We start from the raw sequence: 19015 nt of genomic DNA, 5'->3' as shown, positions 1-19015 counted from the left end.
ACGCTCGTCCTGCCGTCGTCGACGTGGAGCACCCGGCCGGTGACGAAGCCGGCGGGGGAGACCGGGAACGGCAGCCCCCGGGGCGGACCACCTCGCTCTGCGGCGAGCACACGTTCACGATCGTGCCGCCCCCGCGCTCGGTCATCCGCCGGCCGGTCTCGCGGCCGGTGAGGACGCGCCGGTGAGATCCGTGCCGAGGAAGCGGTGCCGGCCGGAGCCGGTGAACTCCGGCAGAGACGCCCGCGGTCGCACCGCCCCGTTGTCGACCAGGACGTCCGGCCGGCCCACCTGCTCCTCGGCCCCGGCGCTCCCGGCGGCCATCGCCGTGCGCGCCAGACGGGGCGCGCGGTCATCGCCGTACCGCTCCTGGGGTCTCTCGTTCGGATCATGCCGTCGCGGGGTCCGGTGCCGCCCCTCGCCGCGTTGGAGGTTGCCACGGCTCCGCCATGACGCCCTCCTCCGCCTCGAGGCACAGCACCGGACCCCGCTCACTGACCCGGCCTGATCCGAACGGAAGACCCTAGACGACCAGTGACAGCAGCAGGACCAGGCCGCCCGCGACCACCGAGATGATGGTCTCCATCACCGACCACGTCTTCACCGTCTGGCCGACGCTCAGGCCGAAGTACTCCTTCACCAGCCAGAAGCCGGCGTCGTTGACATGGCTGAAGAAGAGCGAACCGGCACCGATGGCCAGCACCAGCAGGGCCGTGTGCGTGGTCGACATGTCGGCCGCGAGCGGCGCGACCAGACCGGCCGCCGAGACCGTCGCCACCGTGGCGGAGCCGGTCGCGAGCCGGATCGCCACGGCGATCAGCCAGGCCAGCAGCAGTGCCGGGATAGACCAGTCCTTGGAGATCTCCAGGATCATCTGGCCCACACCGCAGTCGATCAGCGTCTGCTTGAAGCCACCGCCCGCGCCGACGATCAGCAGGATGCCCGCGATCGGCATCAGGCCCTTCTCGACGGTCTGCTGCAGCCGGCCCTTGGTGAAGCCCGCGGGGCGGCCCAGCGTGACGAAGCCGACGAGCACCGCGGCGAGCAGCGCGATCAGCGGGGAGCCGACCACGTCGAAGACCCGCTGGGTCATGTCGGCCGGGTCGTCGATGACGATGTCCACCAGGGCCTTGGCCAGCATCAGCACGACCGGCAGCAGCACGGTGGCCAGCGTGGCGCCGAAGCCGGGGCGGCGCTCCAGGTTCTTCGAGGCGCGCTCCGGGATCATCCGGTCCGGCGCCTGGACGTCCACCCAGCGGGCGGCGACCTTGGAGAACAGCGGACCGGCGATGATCACGGTCGGGACGGCGACCACGATGCCGAGGGCCAGCGTGACACCCAGGTTGGCCTTGACCGCGTCGATGGCGACCAGCGGGCCGGGGTGCGGCGGGATCAGGCCGTGCATCACGGACAGACCGGCCAGCGCCGGAATGCCGATGCGCATCAGGGAGTAGTTGCCGCGCCGGGCGACCATCAGCACGACCGGGATCAGCAGCACGATGCCGACCTCGAAGAACAGCGGCAGACCGATCACGGACGCGATGAGCACCATGGCCCACGGCATCGCACGGCCCCCCGCCTTGGCGAGGATCGTGTCGACGATCTGGTCGGCGCCGCCGGAGTCGGCGAGCAGCTTGCCGAGGATCGCGCCCAGCGCGATCAGCACACCGACACCGGCGACCGTGCTGCCCAGGCCGGTCGTGAAGCTCACGATCGCCTTGTCGAGCGGGGCGCCGGCCACCGCTCCGAGCACCAGCGAACCGATGGTCAGGGCCAGGAAGGCGTGGAGCTTGAACTTGGTGATGAGAAAAACAATGACGGCGATGCCCGCCAGGACGGCTATGCCCAGCTGGGCGTGGCCTGCCGAGGTGATCGGCTGGACGGTGTCCGCTGCCAGCATCTCGACGCTGAGTCTGGTCACGGGATTCCCTTGCGGTTACGGGGATTCGGGGGACATGAGGGGGGTGGGGACAAGAGGTACTGCGGTTGGTGCGGTCGCGCGGAGGGGGACTACGCGGCGGAGTACGCGGCCAGAGCCTCGGCCGCCCGCTCGGTGATCTCCTCGGGGGACCCGCTGACGTCGACGGCGACACCCGCCTCGTCCGCCTGGAGCGGCTGGAGCGTGGCGAACTGCGAGTCCAGCAGCGCGGTCGGCATGAAGTGACCCTGGCGCCGGGACATCCGGCTTTCGATCAGCTCACGGCTGCCGGTCAGGTGCACGAACACCACACCGGGGGCCTCGGCCCGCAGCCGGTCGCGGTACGACCGCTTCAGCGCCGAGCTGCTCACCACTCCGCCGAGACCCGCCCGGCCGTGCGCCCAGCGCCCGATGGCATCGAGCCACGGCCACCGGTCGGCGTCCTCCAGGGGGGTGCCCGCCGTCATCTTGTCGATGTTGGCCTGCGGGTGGAAGTCGTCGCCCTCGGCGTACGGGACGCCCAGCCGGGCGGCGAGCAAAGGACCGATCGTGGTCTTGCCCGTCCCGGCGACGCCCATCACGACGACGACCTGGGGGGTGCGCATGACTGCCTCGCTGTCTTCTTCGACATCGACGCCGTACTCCGGCGTCGATGTACTGAAACCCATTAGGTACGACAAATTCAAGTGGCTGTGACATATAAGTCTGACTTTTTGTGACGGTGATCCAGGCCGTACGCTGAGTTCATGAGCACACCGGGCCGGGGGCTGCACGGCCGCGTACTGGACACCCTCGGCCCCGCGATCACGGCGGGCGAGTATCCGCCGGGCAGCGTGCTGCGCACCGACGAACTCGCTCAGCGTTTCGACGTCTCCCGGTCCGTCATGCGCGAGGCGGTGCGTGTGCTGGAGTCCATGCACCTGGTCGCCTCCCGCCGCCGCGTCGGCGTCACGGTCCGCCCCAAGCACGAGTGGAACGTCTACGATCCGCAGGTCATCCGCTGGCGCCTCGCGGGCGCGGACCGCCCGCACCAACTGCGCTCGCTGACCGTGCTGCGCTCCGCGATCGAGCCCGTCGCGGCCGGCCTCACCGCCCGCAACGCCACCGCCGAACAGTGCGCGGAACTCACCGAGTGCGCCCTCGGGATGGTCGCCAACTCACGCGGCCACAAGCTGGACCAGTACCTGATCCACGACATCGCCTTCCACCGGATCATCCTCACGGCGTCCGGCAACGAGATGTTCGCCCGCCTCGGGGACGTCGTCGCCGAGGTCCTCGCGGGCCGCACCCATCACGACGTGATGTTCGCCGACCCCGACCCGCCGGCCGTCACCCTGCACGTCCGCGTCGCCGAGGCCGTCCACGCCGGCGACAGTGCCCGCGCCGAGGAGCTGACCAGGGAGATCACCGTGGGTGCGCTTCAGGAACTCGACATCCTGGTGCCGTGACGGCCGGTCTCAGCCGAGGAACTCCCCGTCGACGTACACCCACGCCCCGTCCACCCGCTCGAACCGGCTCCGCTCGTGCAGCGAACCGCCCCGGTAGGAGGCCCGGAACGTCACGGTCCCGGCGGAGTGGAAGGCTGACCCGCCCCCGGTCTCCAGGATCTCCAGCCCCGTCCACCGCGTTCCGGGGTCGAGATCGAGCCGCTCGGGCCGCGTGCGCGGGTGCCAGGTCCGCACCAGGTACTCCACGTCCCCCACCACGAACGCGCTGTAGCGCGACCGCATCAGCGCCTCCGCACTTGGGGCGGCGGCGCCCCCCGCGTGGAACCGCCCGCAGCAGTCGGCGTAGTTCCCCGGAAGCCCGCAGGGGCAGGCGGCGGAAGCGGCGGCGGGGGAAGGCGTACGAGGGGTGCGACGGGCCATGCGCGCCATTGTGCCCGAACGCGCCCGGACCCCGGAAAAGCAGAAGGACCCCTGATCCACAGGGGTCCTCCGGTTGTGTCCGAGGGGGGACTTGAACCCCCACGCCCGATAAAGGGCACTAGCACCTCAAGCTAGCGCGTCTGCCATTCCGCCACCCGGACAAGGTGTCTGTCGTGCGAGGTGTTCCCCGCGGCGACGAAGGAAACATTACCAGGCTTTCGGGGGTGTCCGATCACCCCCCGGCCCCGGCCCCCGCCGTGCGAACGCCGTGTGGCGGGGTGGACGCGAACGGGCCGGGCGGGGGGAGGATGGGGGTGACCCACCAGCAGTGACAGCGGGAGGAAGCAGCGTGAGCGAGACGGACACGGCCAAGGGCGTCACCGGTGAGGACGAGGTAGTGGACCTCTGCCGCGAGCTGATCCGGTTCGACACCAGCAACTACGGCGACCACTCCGGCCCCGGTGAGCGGGCCGCCGCCGAGTACGTCGCCGGGAAGCTCGCCGAGGTCGGCCTGGAGCCGAAGATCTTCGAGTCGCATCCCGGACGCGCGTCCACGGTCGCCCGCATCGAGGGCGAGGACCCGTCCCGGCCGGCCCTGCTGATCCACGGCCACCTGGACGTCGTACCGGCCAATGCGGACGACTGGACCCACGACCCCTTCTCGGGCGAGGTCGCCGACGGATGCGTGTGGGGGCGCGGGGCCGTCGACATGAAGGACATGGACGCGATGACCCTCGCGGTCGTCCGCGACCGGCTGCGCAGCGGGCGCAAGCCCCCGCGCGACATCGTCGTCGCCTTCCTCGCCGACGAGGAGGCCGGCGGCACCTACGGCGCCCGCCATCTGGTCGACAACCACCCCGAGCTGTTCGAGGGCGTCACCGAGGCGATCAGCGAGGTCGGCGGGTTCTCCTTCACGGTGAACGAGAAGCGGCGGCTCTATCTGATCCAGACTGCCGAGAAGGGCATGCACTGGATGAAGCTGACCGTGGCCGGCACCGCCGGACACGGTTCCATGATCCACCGCGACAACGCCATCACCGAGCTGTCCGAGGCGGTCGCCCGCGTCGGCCGCCACAAGTTCCCGGTACGGGTGACCAAGACCACCCGCGCCTTCCTGGACGAACTCGGCGACGCGCTCGGCACCGAACTCGACCCCGAGGACATGGAGCCGACCCTCGCCAAGCTGGGCGGCATCGCCAAGCTGATCGGCGCCACCCTCGGCAACACCGCCAACCCGACCCAGCTGAATGCCGGTTACAAGGTCAACGTCATCCCGGGCGAGGCCACCGCGCACATCGACGGCCGCTTCCTGCCGGGCCACGAGGAGGAGTTCCTCAGCGACCTCGACCGGCTGCTGGGCCCGAACGTGCGCCGCTCGGACGTCCATGCGGACAAGGCCGTCGAAACCAGCTTCGACGGTGCCCTCGTGGAGGCCATGCAGTCCGCACTGCTGGCCGAGGACCCGATCGCGCGTGCGGTGCCTTACATGCTCTCCGGCGGCACGGACGCCAAGTCGTTCGACGACCTGGGCATCCGCGGCTTCGGCTTCGCGCCGCTCAAGCTGCCGCCCGAGCTGGACTTCGCCGGGATGTTCCACGGCGTGGACGAGCGGGTGCCGGTGGACGGGCTCCAGTTCGGCGTGCGGGTGCTCGACCGGTTCATCGACGCCTCCTGACGGGCTCCGCCACGGGTAATCGGGCAGGCGTACCAGATCGACTGAGAAGAGTGAATGCGACGATAAGCTCGTAGCCCGATTACTCACTCCTCGTTACTCGTGATGTGGCCCCGCACCTTGGGGCCGCGTTTCCAACTAGGAGGAATAATGATCAAGAAGGTCGTCGCTGCCGCGGTCGCCACCGGTGGACTGGTTCTCGCGGGCGCGGGCATTGCCGCCGCCGACGCCGGTGCCAGCGGTGCCGCCGTGGGTTCGCCGGGCGTCCTGTCCGGCAACGTCGTCCAGGTGCCGGTCCACGTTCCGGTGAACGTCTGCGGCAACACGGTCAACGTGATCGGGCTCCTGAACCCCGCCTTCGGCAACACCTGCGTCAACGACTGACGTCAGCCGTCTCACAAGGCGTCTTCAGCGAACCGTCGGCCCCGGAAGCGTGATTCCCGCGCTCCGGGGCCGACCGGTTCCGCACCCAGTCGAAGCAGGACATCCCAGGGGGGATTCAGAACATGCGACAGGGCACCCGTAAGGGCCTGATGACGATGGCGGCCGCGACCGGAGTGATCGCCGCCGCCAGTGGATACGCGCACGCCGACGCGGGCGCGGCCGGCTCCGCCGCCCGCTCGCCCGGCGTGCTGTCCGGCAACACCGTGCAGGTCCCGGTCCACGTACCGGTGAACGCCTGCGGCAGCACCGTCGACGTGGTGGGACTGCTCGATCCGGCCGTCGGCGACGCCTGCGGCAACGGGGCGCGCGGTGCGTCGGGGGGCGCGCACGCGGGCGCCCACACCAGCGACTCACCCGGGGTCGGCTCCGGGAACACCGTGCGGGTGCCGGTGGACGTGCCGGTCGACCTGTGCGGGAACAGCGTCGATGTGATCGGCCTGGCGAATCCCGCCGGAGGCGATCGGTGCGGGAACGACGGACACGGGCCGGGGGACGGTACGCCGCCGGGCCGGCCCGGCAATCCGGGGACGCCGGGTCACCCGGGTCACCACGGGGACTGCCCGCCCGGACACCAGGGACACCACCCCGGCCAGCCCGGTAATCCCGGTACCCCGGGTACTCCCGGAAACCCCGGTACTCCGGGCACTCCCGGTCAGCCGGGCAACCCCGGTGCCCCCGGCACGCCCGCCACCCCCGCGACGCCGACCACCCCGTCCACCGGCGGAGGCCACACCCCGCAGGGGGCATCCCAGGCCGGCCACCACGGGGGAGCGAGCCACGCCGCGGGCGGCCGGCTCGCGCACACCGGCGGCGACCTGCCCCTCGGCCTGGCCCTGCCGGCCGGCGCGGGCGCGATCCTCGCGGGCGCGGTCCTCTACCGCAAGGCGCGCAGCGCGGGTTGATCCGACGGGCACCCCCACGACGGAGCGGGCCCCTGCCGCAGGACGGCGGGGCCCGCTCCGATCAGGTCCTGACCCTCACCACGTGGCCCGCACCTGGCGGATGATCCGCCGGCGCAGCCGCACCCTGCGGCTGCCGTCGCGCATGAGGCTCAGCCGGTCCAACTCCCAGTGTCCGTACTCGGCATGGTCCGTGAGTAGACGCGTCGCCTCCTTGCGGGACACCCCGCGGGGGACGTACACGTCGATGAATTCGTATTCCGCCATCGCATCTATTGTGCGGGCTGGTGCCCGGTACGGATAGCGTCTGCACTATGTCTGATGCTGCGCAGCCCACCGCTGCCGAGGTACGCGCCGCCGCCGAGGCGGTCAAGACCGCTCTCGACCGCCACCTGGCGGCCGTCGAACGCAGGACAGGTGACGACGACCCGGCCGTCCACGAGGCGTTCAATCAGCTTGCGGCGGCCGGTGAGGTGTACGACGAGCTGCTCTACGACCGCTACGACGAGGTCACCCCCTTCGAGATCCCCGGAGCCGACGACTCGCTGCCGCCGTACACGGGCCCCGACGAGCCCCACGCCGTCAGCGTCCTGATCCGGCGCGACTACACCGTCGCCGAGCCGCAGCGGCTGCTGGCCCAGGCCCAGCGGGTGGAGGCGGCCGAGTTCGAGGACGCCCTCACCGAGGACGACACCGCGAACACGGTCCCCGGCGCCCTGGGCATCCTGTTCGGCGAGTTCGAGCCGGACGAGATCGCGTCCCGGCACCGGGAGTTCGGCCTGGCGGAGGGCGACTCCACGCTCTGGGTGACCGCGGCGGAGGAGGCGGCCGAGCCCGGCGAATGGCTGGAGGCCCCGTTCGACGACGCCGACCCGCAGCAGGTGATCTGCCGGTTCGACGTCAGCGCGGTCTTCGACCGCGAGGACGACGGCGACGACGCCGACGAGCCGGGCACGGCCCTGGACGCGCTCTCCGACGACGAGCTGGAGCCGCTCGACCGCGACCGGTGAAAGCACGGCGGGGCCCGTACCGGAGCACTCCGGTACGGGCCCCGCCGTGTTCCCCTCGCTCAGCCCGCCGGGGGTAGCTGCACGCGCAGCAGCGTCCGCAGCCGGGTCGTACGCGGCTTGGCCACGCCCTCCGCGACCGCCCTCGGCAGTGCCTGCTCCACGCCATGCACCACGGAAAGATGCCGTTCCGCCCGGCCGAACGCGGTGTACACCCACGGCCTGGTCAGCACGTCCGCCGCGTCGCCCGGCAGCACCACCACGGCGGCGGGCCAGCGGCCGCCGACGGCCTGGTGCGCGGTCAGTGCCCAGCCGTGCCTGACCCGGCTCTCCACCAGCTCCCGGGGGACGACGACGGAGGCGCCCGCGCACTCCAGGTGCAGCCCCTCCGCGTCCGCGCGGATCACGCGACCCGGCACCGTACGGCCCGGCGCGGGGGAGTGCACGACGCGGTCGCCGGGGTCGAAGCCGCCGAAGCGGCCGGGGCCGGGGTTCAGCCGCTCCTTCAGGACCGTGTTGAGGGCGCGCGTGCCGGCGGCTCCGCCGTGGCCCGGCGTGATCACCACCGTTTCCTCGGGCGGGACCCCGAAGGCGCGGGGCACCGAGTCCGCGACCAGCTGCACCGTGCGGTGCACCGCCTCGCCCGCGTCCCGGACCGGGACGATCACGATCTCCTTGCCGGGCGCCTCGACCTGGACCAGTTCGCCCACGCCGACGCCCGACACGAGCTCGCCGAGCGGACCCGGGTCGGGGACGCGGGAGGCGACCTGCGGGCAGGCGGGGACGGCCAGCAGGTCCGCGAAGACCCGGCCCGGACCCGCCGACCACAGCACCGCCGGGTCGCCGCTGAGCACGAGACGCGCGCCGTCGGGCAGCGACTCGGCCAGCATCGCGGCGGCCTCCACGTCCAGCTGGGGTGCGTCCAGCACGACCAGCAGGTCCAGGTCCAGCGCGCCCTCGGCGTCCCGTCCGGGACCCGACGCGCCGGACAGAAGGCCCGCGACCGTACCCACGGCGTCACCGGGTTCCCCGCCCAGGTGCGCGGCGAAGCGCCGGGCGCCGTCGGGCGTGTGGCAGACAGCGAACGCGCGCAGGCCCGCCGCGCGGGCGGCGCCGAGCAGCTCGGCGGGTTCGGCGCGGGCCGCCTCCCCACCGGTGTGCAGCACCAGGCCGTGTACGGCGACCTGGCGGGCGAGGTCCGCCGCGCCCCTGGACAGCGCCGCCACGGCCGCCTCCCAGGGCTCCTCGGTCTCCTCGGGCACCGAGTTGACCAGCCGGGCCAGCGCGTCCGCGAGGCTCTCCTCGGCGAGGGCGTGCCGCTCCAGGCCGGCCAGGACGCGGACCGGGACATCTTCCCCGTCCTCCCCGTCCGCCGGCCGCGCTCCGGGCTCCTCCAGGGCGTCCTGGAAGACCAGGGCGTCGCCCTCCGCGAGCGCGCTCTGCACGGCCTCGTCCGGGTCCGGCACTCCCCGCCTGCCGAGAGCCTCGGTGAGCGCCGGGAGGTCGAGGGCGGTGTGCCCGGCGACGGCGGCCTGCTCCAGCAGCCACACCGTCAGCGCCCGTCCGCGCCGCTCGTCGTCCGGACCGCACTCGGCGCCCAGCAGGGCCCGCGCGAACCCGTCCGCCTGCTCCGGCCGCACCCCCGCGACCCGCAGCAACTGCCACGGATCGGCACGGAGCGCGTCCTCGGCACCGTCCCCCAGCACGGTCGCCACCGGCGCAGCCAGCGCCTCCGGCGCCCCGCCCTCGCCGAGCACCGCCCGCACGGCTCCGACGGCCCGCGCATCCGGCGCGGCCGCCGCCGGGGCGGGCTCGGGCCGCCGCACCGGCTCCGGCGCGGGACGCCGAGGAGCGGGCGGGGCCTTTGCGAGACCCGGCGAAGCCGCCTTCTCCCCGCTCTCCACCGCCCGCACGGCGGCCAGCAGATCGGCCGCCTTCCCGCTCAGCTTCCCCCCGCTGTCCACGGGCCCCTGCCGCTCCGCCCTCCGCCGGGCGATGCGCTCCCGCTCGACCCGCTGAGCGGCCAACTCGGCCTCGGCCTCCGAGGGCGCGGCCGCGCCCTCGGCGGGCGACGCGCCGGCCGCCCGGTCACCCGGTTCCTCACCGCCTCCGGCCGCCACGGCACCGTCGTCCCCGCCCTCGGCCCCCGCGGCCTCGGCAACCCCCGTCCCGGTTTCCGTCGCTCCGCCGGAGGTGCCCTCGGCCGGTGTGGGGGGCCCTTCCGGGTCGCCGGCGGGCGTCTGCTCCGTGGTCACAGGGTGCTCCAGTCGTGATCGGGATAGCGGTGCACCGGGGCCGACACGTCGTCCAGCGCCCGGCAGATCTCGTCAGGAAGACTAAGCGCCTCCACCGACAACGCCGCCGCGAGCTGCCGTGCGTTGCGCGCGCCGACGATCGGGGCGGCGACGCCGGGCCTGTCCCGGACCCAGGCGAGGGCGACCTGGAGCGGGGTGACGGCGAGTCCGTCGGCGGCCGTCGTGACCGCGTCCACGATCCGGCTCGCGGTGTCGTCGAGATACGGCTCGACGAAGGGCGCCATGTGTTCGAAGGCCCCGCGCGAGTCGGACGGCACTCCGCCCCGGTACTTGCCCGTCAGGACCCCGCGGCCCAGCGGGGAGGAGGGCAGCAGGCCGACACCGAGGTCCAGCGCGGCGGGGAGCACCTCGCGCTCGGCGCCCCGCTGGAGGAGGGAGTACTCGAGCTGGGTCCCGGCCAGCCGGGTGCGGACGCCCGGCGCGGCGAGCTGCCAGGTGGCGGCCTTGGCCAGCTGCCAGCCGCAGAAGTTGGACACCCCCGCGTACCGCGCGCGCCCGCTGCTGACCGCGAGGTCGAGTGCCTGGAGCGTCTCCTCCAGCGGTGTGGCGGGGTCGTGGCAGTGGATGTGCCACAGGTCGACGTGATCGGTGCCCAGCCGCTCCAGCGAGGCGTCGAGGGAGGCGAGGAGGTGCCCCCGGGAGCCGTCGGCCGGGCGGTCCGGGTCGGGCACACTGCCCGCCTTGGTGGAGATCACCAGGTCCTCGCGGGGCACCAGGGAGTCCGTCAGCCGCCCGAGCAGGTACTCGGCAGCCCCGTCGCCGTAGACGTCGGCGGTGTCGACGAGGGTGCCGCCCGCCTCCCAGAACGCCTTCAGCATGTCCGCGGCGTCATGCTCCTCGGTGTCCCGGCCCCAGGTGAGGGTGCCGAGTCCGATCCGGGACACGCGCAGGCCGGTACGGCCGAGATGCCTCTGCTCCATGTGCGCGAGATTACTGGCCAGAGCTGCTGCCGCGGGTTGCCTGTGGACAACGGGACCGGGCCCGTGAAACCCCGGAACACCGCAGCCAGGGGGTGGGCCGCGCGGGAAAGGCTCGCTAAGGTCGGCCGCGGATACGTTACTTGCGAGTAAGGGGATCGGCATGCAGCTCGGGATCAACCTCGGCTACTGGGGCGCCGGGATGGACGGGGACAACCTCGCCGTGGCGCAGGAGGCCGACCGGCTCGGCTACAGCGTCTGCTGGGCCGCCGAGGCGTACGGCTCGGATGCCGCCACGGTGCTCGCCTGGGTCGCCGCGCAGACGGAGCGGATCGACGTGGGCTCGGCGATCTTCCAGATCCCGGCCCGCCAGCCCGCCATGACGGCGATGACCGCGGCGACCCTGGACTCCCTGTCCGGCGGCCGCTTCCGCCTCGGCCTCGGCGTCTCCGGCCCCCAGGTCTCGGAGGGCTGGTACGGCGTCAAGTTCGACAAGCCGCTCGCCCGCACCCGCGAGTACGTGGACATCGTCCGCAAGGCGATGACCCGCGACCGCCTGTCGTACGAGGGCGAGCACTGGACGCTGCCGCTGCCCGGCGGCCCCGGCAAGCCGCTCAAGCTGACCGTGCACCCGCAGCGCGAGCACATCCCGCTCTACGTCGCCGCCATCGGCCCGAAGAACCTGGAGCAGACCGGCGAGATCGCCGACGGCGCCCTGCTGATCTTCCCCTCCGCCGAACACCTGGAGGACACCGCCGTCTCCCATCTGCGCGCGGGCCGCGAGAAGGCCGGACGGACCCTCGACGGCTTCGACATCTGCCCCACCGTGCCGCTCGCGCTCGGCGAGGACGCCGACGTGGCCCGGCTCGCGGACACCTTCCGCCCCTACACCGCGCTCTACGTGGGCGGCATGGGCAGCCGCAAGCAGAACTTCTACAACCGGCTCGCACAGCGCATGGGGTACGAGAAGGAGGCCGCCGAGATCCAGGACAAGTACCTGGCCGGTGACAAGGAGGGCGCCGCGGCCGCCGTCCCGCACGACCTCATCGACAAGACCACGCTGCTCGGCTCGGTGGACCGCATCGCCGACCGGATGGCCGCCTACGCGGCGGCCGGCGTCACCACCCTCACGCTCGCCCCGGCCGGTTTCACCCTGGACGAGCGGCTCGCGGCCCTGCGTGGCGGTGCCGAGGCCCTGGAGCGCGCCGGCCTCGCCTGACGGCGGCCGGGAGAGAGGTTCGCGGCCGTGGTGGGGGCTCGGGGGTCATCCCCGCCACGGCCGTCACGAGGAACAACGCGCCGGGCCGGACAGGGTTACGCCCCCGCCCGTCCCTCCTTCGGCGCAGCGCGGACGGCCTCCTGTTGCGCGCCCCCTCGGCCCGCATTTGACTGCTTCTCTGCGGAATCGTGCAGAGAGGGGCCCGCGATGCTTTCGGCCAAGAGCCTGTTCCAGGAGATCCTCGACGACGACGCGTCCTTCCGGCTCTTCTGCTCCATCGCAGCCGGCGGCGAGTCCCAGGGCGGCTGGGAGAACGGCAGGATCGCCGCCCTGGTCCCCGAGAGCGCGCGCGGGCTCGCTCCCCGGATCGCCCGGCACGGCGCCGACGAGGACAAGCACGGCCGCATCTTCGAGGCCCTGCTGCGCAAACGCGGCCTGGAGCCGGTGGAGGTACCTCCGGACACCGACTACACGATGCTCCTCGAACGAGGCGGCATCGGCCTCGCCCACGACAGGCTCAAGGCCGACCGGCCGCTGACCGAGCAGGACGTCGTCACCTACCTCGCGCACAGCCGGGTCACCGAGCAGCGTGCCTCCGAGCAGATGCGGATGCTGCTCGGGCACTTCGGCGACCACCCCGACCTCGGCCGCGCGGTGCGCATGATCTCCCACGACGAGGACAACCACCTGGCCTACTGCCACGAGGAGCTCCTGCGCCTGGCGTACCGGGGCCACGGCCGGACCATCCAGCGCGTCCTGCGGGAGAGCGCGCTCGCGGAGATCCGGGTCCACCGGGACGTCAGCCTCGCCGTCATGGCCCGCATGGGCCGCATCCTGCACTGGTCCGCCGCACGGAACGCGCTCCTGGCGGCCGGCATCCACGCCCAGTACGCCTGGGAGCGGGCCTTCGGCTGGCGCCGCATGGTCACCCTGGAGATGCCCGAGCGGCGCGACGCCCTCGGCGGACCCGCCCCGAGGGCCACCGAGTTCGCCTGACCCCTACAGCCAGCCGCGTCGCTTGAAGTTCCGGTACAGCAGCAGTTCCAATGCCACCATCACGGCGACCACGGTGGGGTAGCCCCACAGCCAGTGCAGCTCCGGCATGTGCTCGAAGTTCATGCCGTAGACGCCCGCTATCAGCGTCGGGATCGCGGCCATCGCCGCCCAGGACGAGATCTTGCGCATGTCGTCGTTCTGCCGCACCCCCATCTGCGCCAGATGCGCCGAGAGGATGTCGGACACCAGCCGGTCCAGGCCCTCCACCGACTCGTTGACGCGGGTCAGGTGGTCGTTGACGTCCCGGAAGAACGGCCGCGCCGAGGCCTCCACGAACGGCACCGGGGCCGTGGACCGGCCCATCCCCGCGAGCCGGTCCATCGGCACCGCCAGCGGCACCGTCGCCCGGCGGAACTCCAGCACCTGCCGCTTGAACAGGTAGATCCTCGAGGCGGTGTCCCGCGACCCGGCGTCGGAGGGGGAGAACACCTCCGCCTCCAGCTCGTCCAGGTCCGTCCCCAGCTCGGTCGCGACCTCCAGGTACTGGTCCACCGTGGCGTCCGCGAGGGCGTACAGCACCGAGGTCGGCCCGTGCCGCAGCTTGTCCGGGTCCTCCTCCAGCCGCCGCCGCACCTCCGGAAGGGGCGAGGACTCGCCGTGCCGCACCGTCACCACGAAGGAGTCGCCGAGGAAGAGCATCACCTCGCCCGTGGTCACCGTGTCGCGCGCCGACTCGTAGAACACCGGCTTCAGCACCACGAAGAGCGAGTCGTCGTACGTCTCCAGCTTCGGGCGCTGGTGGGCCTTCAGGGCGTCCTCGACCGCCAGCGGATGCAGCCCGAAGACCTTGCGCACCTCTTCGAACTCGTCCGCCGTCGGATCGTGCAGCGTGATCCACACGAAGGCACCGTCGGCCGCACGTGCCTCCCGCAGGGCTTTCGCCGGATCGCCGGCCGCACGGGTCCGGTGCCCGTCGCGGTGGATGGCACAGTCGAAGATCACGAAGTGCATTCTCCCGCCCTGCTGCCCCGCACGCACGGCGGGTCCCAGATGGAGCGCCCCGGATCACCACCCGGCGGCGCCGGTCTACGCTGGGCCGCATGCCCACCCTGATCCTCGTTAGGCACGGCCGTTCCACCGCCAACACCGCGGGACTCCTCGCCGGCTGGACCCCCGGCGTCGCCCTCGACGAACGCGGCACCGAGCAGGCCGCCGCCCTGCCGGGCCGCCTCGACGGCCTGCCGCTGGCCGAGATCGTCGTCAGCCCCCTCCAGCGCTGCCAGGAGACCGTGCGGCCCCTGCTGGACGCGCGCCCCGGCCTGACCCCCCGCACCGACGAACGGATCGGGGAGTGCCACTACGGCGACTGGTCGGGCCGCAAACTGGCCGAACTGAAGGACGAACCCCTCATGGAGGTCGTCCAGGCGCACCCCTCCTCCGCCGCCTTCCCCGGCGGCGAGTCCATGCGGGAGATGCAGGCCCGCGCGGTCGCCGCCGTACGCGAGTGGAACGCGCGCGTGGAGAGCGAGCACGGCCCCGAGGCCGTGTACCTGATGTGCTCCCACGGCGACATCATCAAGTCGATCGTCGCCGACGCCCTCGGCCTCCACCTCGACCTCTTCCAGCGCGTCTCGGTGGAGCCCTGCTCGGTCACCGCGATCCGCTACACCCGGCTGCGGCCCTACCTCGTCCGGCTCGGCGAGACCGGCGACCTCGCCTCGCTGGCGCCCCGCGAGACGCCCCCGGACGACGACGCACCGGTCGGGGGCGGTGCGGGCGCACCGTGATCGCCGCCCGCAGTAGGGTGAGGCGGTCGGCCGCACGGTGTGCCCGCACACCCGTACCGACCGCTTGAACCGCTCGAACGATCCCGAACCCAATGGAGACAGGACGTGTCCCGTCAGGTGTTCCTCTACGACCCGCCGGACCGCTTCGTGGCCGGCACGGTCGGGCTGCCCGGACGCCGTACGTTCTTCCTCCAGGCCACCGCGGGCCCGCGGGTGACCAGCGTGGCCCTGGAGAAGGCCCAGGTCGCCGCGCTCGCCGAACGCATGGACGAACTTCTCGACGAGGTCGTGCGGCGCAGCGGCGGCAACGCGGCGGTGCCCGCCGTCGCCCCCGCCGAGATCGCCGACACCGGCCCGCTGGACAGCCCCGTCGAGGAGGAGTTCCGCGTCGGCACCATGGCCCTGGCCTGGGACGGCGAGGAACAGCGCATGGTCGTCGAGGCCCAGGCCCTGGTGGAACTGGACGCCGAGACCGCCGAGGACCTCGCCGAGGCCGAGGAACGCCTCCTCCAGGACGAGGAGAACGGGCCCCCGATGCTGCGGGTCCGGCTCACCGGCGCGCAGGCCAGGGCCTTCGCCAAGCGCGCCCTGGACGTCGTCAACGCCGGGCGGCCGCCGTGCCCGCTGTGCAGCCTCCCGCTCGACCCGGAAGGACACGTATGTCCGCGCCAGAACGGATACCGCCGGGGAGCGTGAACCCCGCGGACACGGGAACCGGCGCGGACGCCGCCGAACTGCTCGCCCACGGCGAGCTGACCGTGCGCGGCCGCATCACGGACGCCTCCAACGCCGCCCTGTTCTGCACCGTCGCCCTCGACGGGCGCGAGGCCGCCTGCGTCTACAAGCCGGTCGCCGGGGAACGCCCGCTGTGGGACTTCCCCGACGGCACCCTGGCCGGCCGCGAGGTCGCCGCCTACGAGGTGTCCAAGGCCACCGGCTGGGACCTCATCCCGCCGACCGTGCTGCGCGACGGGCCCTACGGCGAGGGCATGTGCCAGCTCTGGATCGAGGTGAGCACCGACGCCGAACTCCTCGCGCTCGCCGAGGGCGAGGAGGCGGGACCCGGCTGGAAGGCCATCGGCCTCGCCGAGGTCGGCGAGGGCCGGACCGCGCTGCTGGTGCACGCCGACGACGACCGGCTGCGCCGCCTCGCCGTGCTGGACGCCGTGATCAACAACGCCGACCGCAAGGGCGGTCACCTCCTGCCCACCGTCGCGGGCCACCTCTACGGCATCGACCACGGCGTCTCCTTCAACGCCGAGAACAAGCTGCGCACCCTGCTGTGGGGCTGGGCCGGTGAATCCCTCACCGACGACGCCCGCACGGTCCTCGCCTCCCTGCGCGACACCCTCGCCGCGGGCGGCGCCCTGGCCGCGAGGCTCGCCCCGCTGCTCACCCCGGCCGAGATCGACGCCACCCGCGCCCGGGTCGACGGCCTGCTCGCCACCGGCCGCCACCCCGAACCCACCGGTGACTGGCCCGCCATCCCCTGGCCCCCGGTCTGACCGCGGCGGCACAGCCGGACGGCCCGCGCAAGAGTGCCCATCCGGCCATCCGGCCGCCTTGGGCGTGATCCGGTTCGTAACCCCAGCTCATGGCCGGTTACGCTCATGTACATGCATGCCTGGCCCGCTTCCGAGGTCCCCGCCCTGCCTGGTCAGGGCCGCGACCTGAGGATTCACGACACCGCGACCGACGGTCCGGTCACCCTCGATCCCGGTCCCGTCGCCCGGATCTACGTCTGCGGCATCACGCCGTACGACGCGACCCACATGGGTCACGCGGCGACCTACAACGCGTTCGACCTCGTCCAGCGCGTATGGCTGGACACCAAGCGGCAGGTCCACTACGTCCAGAACGTCACCGACGTCGACGACCCGCTGCTGGAACGCGCGACCCGTGACGGCGTCGACTGGGCCGACCTCGCCGTGCAGGAGACCGCCCTGTTCCGCGAGGACATGACCGCCCTCAGGATGCTCCCGCCCCAGCACTACATAGGCGCCGTCGAGGCCATACCCGGCATCGTCCCGCTCGTGGAGCGCCTGCGGGAACTCGGCGCGGCCTACGACCTCGACGGCGACATCTACTTCTCCGTCGACGCCGACCCGCACTTCGGCCAGGTCTCCCGCCTGGACGCGGCCGCCATGCGCGCGCTGTCCGCCGAGCGCGGCGGCGACCCGGACCGGCCCGGCAAGAAGAACCCGCTCGACCCGATGCTGTGGCTCGCGGCCCGCGAGGGCGAGCCGAGCTGGGACGGCGGGACGCTCGGCCGGGGCCGTCCCGGCTGGCACATCGAGTGCGTCGCGATCGCCCTGGACCACCTGGGCATGACCTTCGACGTCCAGGGCGGCGGCTCCGACCTCGCCTTCCCGCACCACGAGATGGGCGCCTCCCACGCCCAGGTGCTCACCGGCGAGTTCCCCATGGCCAAGGCGTACGTGCACGCCGGCATGGTCGGCCTGGACGGCGAGAAGATGTCCAAGTCGAAGGGCAACCTCGTCTTCGTCTCCGCGCTGCGCCGCGACGGCGTCGATCCGGCCGCCATCCGGCTCGCCCTGCACTCCCACCACTACCGCTCCGACTGGGAGTGGACGGACCAGGTGCTCCAGGAGGCCGTGGACCGCCTCGGCCGCTGGCGCGCCGCCGTCTCCCGCCCGGACGGCCCGTCCGCCGACGCGCTGGTGGACGAGGTCCGCGAGGCCCTGGCGAACGACCTGGACGCGCCCGCCGCGCTCGCGGCCGTGGACCGCTGGGCCGCCCGCCAGGAGGCGGAGGGCGGTACCGACACCGGCGCCCCCGGCCTGGTCAGCCGTACGGTGGACGCGCTGCTCGGCGTGGCTCTCTGAGCGATCCGGCGCACGGAAAGGGGGGCGGTACCTGCCGGGTACCGCCCCCCCTCGTTTCAGTCCTCCGAGCCGTCCGGATCGTCGCCGCCCTCGGGCGCGCCCGGCGCCTCCGGCTTCGGGGGCCTGGGCGGGCGGGTGCGACCGCTCGGCGTGTCCCGACGGTACGGCCCGCTCTCCGAACCGTCCGCCGTGGCGTGCCCGCCGGGCCCGCCGACGTCCCGGCGCCGCAGATACCGTTCGAACTCGCGCGCGATGGCCTCGCCGGACGCCTCGGGCAGCTCGGCGGTGTCGCGGGCCTCCTCCAGCGTCTGCACGTACTCCGCCACCTCGCTGTCCTCGGCCGCCAGCTGGTCCACGCCCGTCTGCCAGGCACGCGCGTCCTCGGGCAGCTCGCCCTGCGGAACGCGCAGGTCCAGCAGGTCCTCCAGCCGGTTCAGCAGCGCCAGCGTGGCCTTGGGGTTGGGCGGCTGGGAGACGTAGTGCGGCACCGCCGCCCACAGCGACACCGCGGGCACCCCGGCATGCGTGCACGCCTCCTGGAGCACCCCGACGATGCCCGTCGGGCCCTCGTACTTGGTCTCCTCCAGGTTCATCCGGCGCGCCAGGTCACCGTCCGAGGTGACCCCGCTGACCGGGACCGGGCGGGTGTGCGGGGTGTCGCCGAGCAGCGCGCCCAGGATCACCACGAGCTCCACGCCCAGTTCGTGGGCGAAGCCCAGCAGTTCGTTGCAGAACGAGCGCCAGCGCATCGACGGTTCGATGCCGCGCACCAGCACCAGGTCACGGGGCTTGTCCCCGCCGACGCGGACCACCGACAGCCGGGTCGTCGGCCAGGTGATCTTCCGTACGCCGTCTTCCATGAAGACCGTGGGGCGGTTCACCTGGAAGTCGTAGTAGTCCTCGGCGTCCAGCGCCGCGAACACCTCGCCCTTCCACTCGCGTTCCAGATGCGCGACCGCCGTGGAGGCGGCGTCACCGGCATCGTTCCAGCCCTCGAACGCGGCCACCATGACTGGGTCGATCAGCTCGGGAACACCCTCCAGCTCGATCACCCAGTGCCTCCTTCCGACATGCTCTCGCCTGACCACCCAACCTTACGGCGTCCTGCGGGAGCCTCCGCAGCCCCCTCG

20 protein-coding genes and 1 tRNA gene are annotated in these 19015 nt (G+C 72.8%); 11 read left to right on the top strand and 10 right to left on the bottom strand.

From position 1 onward, the window contains the following. Positions 1 to 141: 141 nt before the first annotated feature. The 3 genes from ACWCV3_RS19415 to ACWCV3_RS19405 form a co-directional block, all read right to left on the bottom strand. Positions 142 to 321, bottom strand: a complete 180-nt coding sequence (locus ACWCV3_RS19415; RefSeq protein WP_451225322.1) for a hypothetical protein — start codon at positions 319 to 321, stop codon at positions 142 to 144. A 199-nt stretch (positions 322 to 520) separates the two neighbouring features. Further along, positions 521 to 1918, bottom strand: a complete 1398-nt coding sequence (locus ACWCV3_RS19410) for a GntP family permease (protein WP_451225320.1) — start codon at positions 1916 to 1918, stop codon at positions 521 to 523. 89 nt (positions 1919 to 2007) lie between these two features. Next, the gene (locus ACWCV3_RS19405) at positions 2008 to 2520 is read right to left on the bottom strand and encodes a gluconokinase (RefSeq protein ID WP_451225317.1); all 513 of its coding nucleotides are present in this window, start codon (positions 2518 to 2520) and stop codon (positions 2008 to 2010) included. Between the two features lie 141 nt (positions 2521 to 2661). On the opposite strand from ACWCV3_RS19405, the gene ACWCV3_RS19400 reads away from it, so the two are divergent. Then, complete coding sequence (locus ACWCV3_RS19400) at positions 2662 to 3363, top strand: FadR/GntR family transcriptional regulator (RefSeq protein WP_451225314.1); 702 nt, start codon at positions 2662 to 2664, stop codon at positions 3361 to 3363. 9 nt (positions 3364 to 3372) lie between these two features. On the opposite strand, the gene ACWCV3_RS19395 is transcribed toward ACWCV3_RS19400, so the two are convergent. Continuing rightward, entirely contained in the window at positions 3373 to 3783 is a 411-nt protein-coding gene (locus tag ACWCV3_RS19395) for a YchJ family protein (protein WP_451225312.1), read from the bottom strand. A gap of 76 nt (positions 3784 to 3859) precedes the next feature. Continuing rightward, a tRNA-Leu gene (locus ACWCV3_RS19390) sits at positions 3860 to 3944 on the bottom strand. A 188-nt stretch (positions 3945 to 4132) separates the two neighbouring features. On the opposite strand from ACWCV3_RS19390, the gene ACWCV3_RS19385 reads away from it, so the two are divergent. From ACWCV3_RS19385 to ACWCV3_RS19375, 3 genes are all read left to right on the top strand, one after another. Beyond that, positions 4133 to 5458 (top strand): M20/M25/M40 family metallo-hydrolase, encoded by a 1326-nt coding sequence (locus tag ACWCV3_RS19385; protein WP_451225309.1) that lies wholly within the window; start codon positions 4133 to 4135, stop codon positions 5456 to 5458. A 147-nt stretch (positions 5459 to 5605) separates the two neighbouring features. Further along, positions 5606 to 5839 (top strand): chaplin ChpH, encoded by a 234-nt coding sequence (gene chpH, locus ACWCV3_RS19380; protein ID WP_350903157.1) that lies wholly within the window; start codon positions 5606 to 5608, stop codon positions 5837 to 5839. 122 nt (positions 5840 to 5961) lie between these two features. Next, positions 5962 to 6801, top strand: a complete 840-nt coding sequence (locus tag ACWCV3_RS19375; protein WP_451225306.1) for a chaplin — start codon at positions 5962 to 5964, stop codon at positions 6799 to 6801. 75 nt (positions 6802 to 6876) lie between these two features. Here ACWCV3_RS19375 and ACWCV3_RS19370 read toward each other — a convergent pair whose 3' ends face one another. After that, positions 6877 to 7065 (bottom strand): DUF5703 family protein, encoded by a 189-nt coding sequence (locus ACWCV3_RS19370; protein ID WP_451225303.1) that lies wholly within the window; start codon positions 7063 to 7065, stop codon positions 6877 to 6879. A gap of 47 nt (positions 7066 to 7112) precedes the next feature. On the opposite strand from ACWCV3_RS19370, the gene ACWCV3_RS19365 reads away from it, so the two are divergent. After that, positions 7113 to 7808: a hypothetical protein gene (locus ACWCV3_RS19365; protein WP_451225300.1), complete on the top strand. Its 696-nt coding sequence runs from the start codon at positions 7113 to 7115 to the stop codon at positions 7806 to 7808. A 59-nt stretch (positions 7809 to 7867) separates the two neighbouring features. On the opposite strand, the gene ACWCV3_RS19360 is transcribed toward ACWCV3_RS19365, so the two are convergent. Together ACWCV3_RS19360 and ACWCV3_RS19355 are read right to left on the bottom strand one after the other, a co-directional pair. Next, the gene (locus tag ACWCV3_RS19360; RefSeq protein ID WP_451225297.1) at positions 7868 to 10060 is read right to left on the bottom strand and encodes a helix-hairpin-helix domain-containing protein; all 2193 of its coding nucleotides are present in this window, start codon (positions 10058 to 10060) and stop codon (positions 7868 to 7870) included. After that, positions 10057 to 11040 carry an aldo/keto reductase gene (locus tag ACWCV3_RS19355; protein WP_451225294.1) on the bottom strand — a complete coding sequence of 328 codons (984 nt, stop codon included), beginning with the start codon at positions 11038 to 11040 and terminating at the stop codon, positions 10057 to 10059. The genes ACWCV3_RS19360 and ACWCV3_RS19355 overlap by 4 nt, the downstream gene beginning before the upstream one ends. 160 nt (positions 11041 to 11200) lie before the next feature. On the opposite strand from ACWCV3_RS19355, the gene ACWCV3_RS19350 reads away from it, so the two are divergent. Together ACWCV3_RS19350 and ACWCV3_RS19345 are read left to right on the top strand one after the other, a co-directional pair. Further along, a complete protein-coding gene (locus tag ACWCV3_RS19350) occupies positions 11201 to 12256 on the top strand; it encodes an LLM class F420-dependent oxidoreductase (protein ID WP_451225291.1) in 1056 nt (351 codons plus the stop codon). A gap of 207 nt (positions 12257 to 12463) precedes the next feature. After that, positions 12464 to 13252, top strand: a complete 789-nt coding sequence (locus ACWCV3_RS19345; protein ID WP_451225289.1) for a ferritin-like domain-containing protein — start codon at positions 12464 to 12466, stop codon at positions 13250 to 13252. Between the two features lie 3 nt (positions 13253 to 13255). Here the strand turns inward: ACWCV3_RS19345 and corA are convergent, their stop codons facing one another. Next, on the bottom strand, positions 13256 to 14254 hold the full coding sequence (gene corA, locus ACWCV3_RS19340) for a magnesium/cobalt transporter CorA (protein WP_451225286.1): 999 nt from the start codon (positions 14252 to 14254) through the stop codon (positions 13256 to 13258). Positions 14255 to 14352: 98 nt separating this feature from the next. Between corA and ACWCV3_RS19335 the strand changes: the two genes are divergently transcribed. The 4 genes from ACWCV3_RS19335 to mshC all read left to right on the top strand — a co-directional run bounded on the left by ACWCV3_RS19335 (position 14353) and on the right by mshC (position 17885). After that, positions 14353 to 15039: a histidine phosphatase family protein gene (locus tag ACWCV3_RS19335; protein ID WP_451225283.1), complete on the top strand. Its 687-nt coding sequence runs from the start codon at positions 14353 to 14355 to the stop codon at positions 15037 to 15039. 105 nt (positions 15040 to 15144) lie between these two features. Next, the gene (locus tag ACWCV3_RS19330) at positions 15145 to 15735 is read left to right on the top strand and encodes a DUF3090 domain-containing protein (RefSeq protein ID WP_135792623.1); all 591 of its coding nucleotides are present in this window, start codon (positions 15145 to 15147) and stop codon (positions 15733 to 15735) included. Next, complete coding sequence (locus tag ACWCV3_RS19325; RefSeq protein WP_451225280.1) at positions 15699 to 16544, top strand: SCO1664 family protein; 846 nt, start codon at positions 15699 to 15701, stop codon at positions 16542 to 16544. The genes ACWCV3_RS19330 and ACWCV3_RS19325 overlap by 37 nt, the downstream gene beginning before the upstream one ends. 111 nt (positions 16545 to 16655) lie before the next feature. Beyond that, positions 16656 to 17885: a cysteine--1-D-myo-inosityl 2-amino-2-deoxy-alpha-D-glucopyranoside ligase gene (gene mshC / locus ACWCV3_RS19320; protein WP_451225277.1), complete on the top strand. Its 1230-nt coding sequence runs from the start codon at positions 16656 to 16658 to the stop codon at positions 17883 to 17885. Between the two features lie 56 nt (positions 17886 to 17941). On the opposite strand, the gene ACWCV3_RS19315 is transcribed toward mshC, so the two are convergent. Next, positions 17942 to 18937: a PAC2 family protein gene (locus ACWCV3_RS19315; protein WP_451225274.1), complete on the bottom strand. Its 996-nt coding sequence runs from the start codon at positions 18935 to 18937 to the stop codon at positions 17942 to 17944. Positions 18938 to 19015: the final 78 nt, after the last annotated feature.

The organism is Streptomyces sp. NPDC001781, assembly GCF_053596035.1.
The sequence above is the reverse complement of the archived record's forward strand: the minus strand, read 5'-3'. Positions and strand labels throughout refer to the sequence as shown.

Coding starts and splice junctions, on each gene's coding strand:
- ACWCV3_RS19355 (WP_451225294.1), bottom strand. CDS start 11,040: ATGGAGCAGAGGCATCTCGGCCGTACCGGCCTGCGCGTGTCCCGGATC.
- ACWCV3_RS19350 (WP_451225291.1), top strand. CDS start 11,201: ATGCAGCTCGGGATCAACCTCGGCTACTGGGGCGCCGGGATGGACGGG.
- mshC (WP_451225277.1), top strand. CDS start 16,656: ATGCATGCCTGGCCCGCTTCCGAGGTCCCCGCCCTGCCTGGTCAGGGC.
- ACWCV3_RS19400 (WP_451225314.1), top strand. CDS start 2,662: ATGAGCACACCGGGCCGGGGGCTGCACGGCCGCGTACTGGACACCCTC.
- ACWCV3_RS19375 (WP_451225306.1), top strand. CDS start 5,962: ATGCGACAGGGCACCCGTAAGGGCCTGATGACGATGGCGGCCGCGACC.
- ACWCV3_RS19345 (WP_451225289.1), top strand. CDS start 12,464: ATGCTTTCGGCCAAGAGCCTGTTCCAGGAGATCCTCGACGACGACGCG.
- ACWCV3_RS19415 (WP_451225322.1), bottom strand. CDS start 321: ATGGCCGCCGGGAGCGCCGGGGCCGAGGAGCAGGTGGGCCGGCCGGAC.
- ACWCV3_RS19405 (WP_451225317.1), bottom strand. CDS start 2,520: ATGCGCACCCCCCAGGTCGTCGTCGTGATGGGCGTCGCCGGGACGGGC.
- ACWCV3_RS19325 (WP_451225280.1), top strand. CDS start 15,699: ATGTCCGCGCCAGAACGGATACCGCCGGGGAGCGTGAACCCCGCGGAC.
- ACWCV3_RS19370 (WP_451225303.1), bottom strand. CDS start 7,065: ATGGCGGAATACGAATTCATCGACGTGTACGTCCCCCGCGGGGTGTCC.
- chpH (WP_350903157.1), top strand. CDS start 5,606: ATGATCAAGAAGGTCGTCGCTGCCGCGGTCGCCACCGGTGGACTGGTT.
- ACWCV3_RS19335 (WP_451225283.1), top strand. CDS start 14,353: ATGCCCACCCTGATCCTCGTTAGGCACGGCCGTTCCACCGCCAACACC.
- ACWCV3_RS19365 (WP_451225300.1), top strand. CDS start 7,113: ATGTCTGATGCTGCGCAGCCCACCGCTGCCGAGGTACGCGCCGCCGCC.
- ACWCV3_RS19395 (WP_451225312.1), bottom strand. CDS start 3,783: ATGGCCCGTCGCACCCCTCGTACGCCTTCCCCCGCCGCCGCTTCCGCC.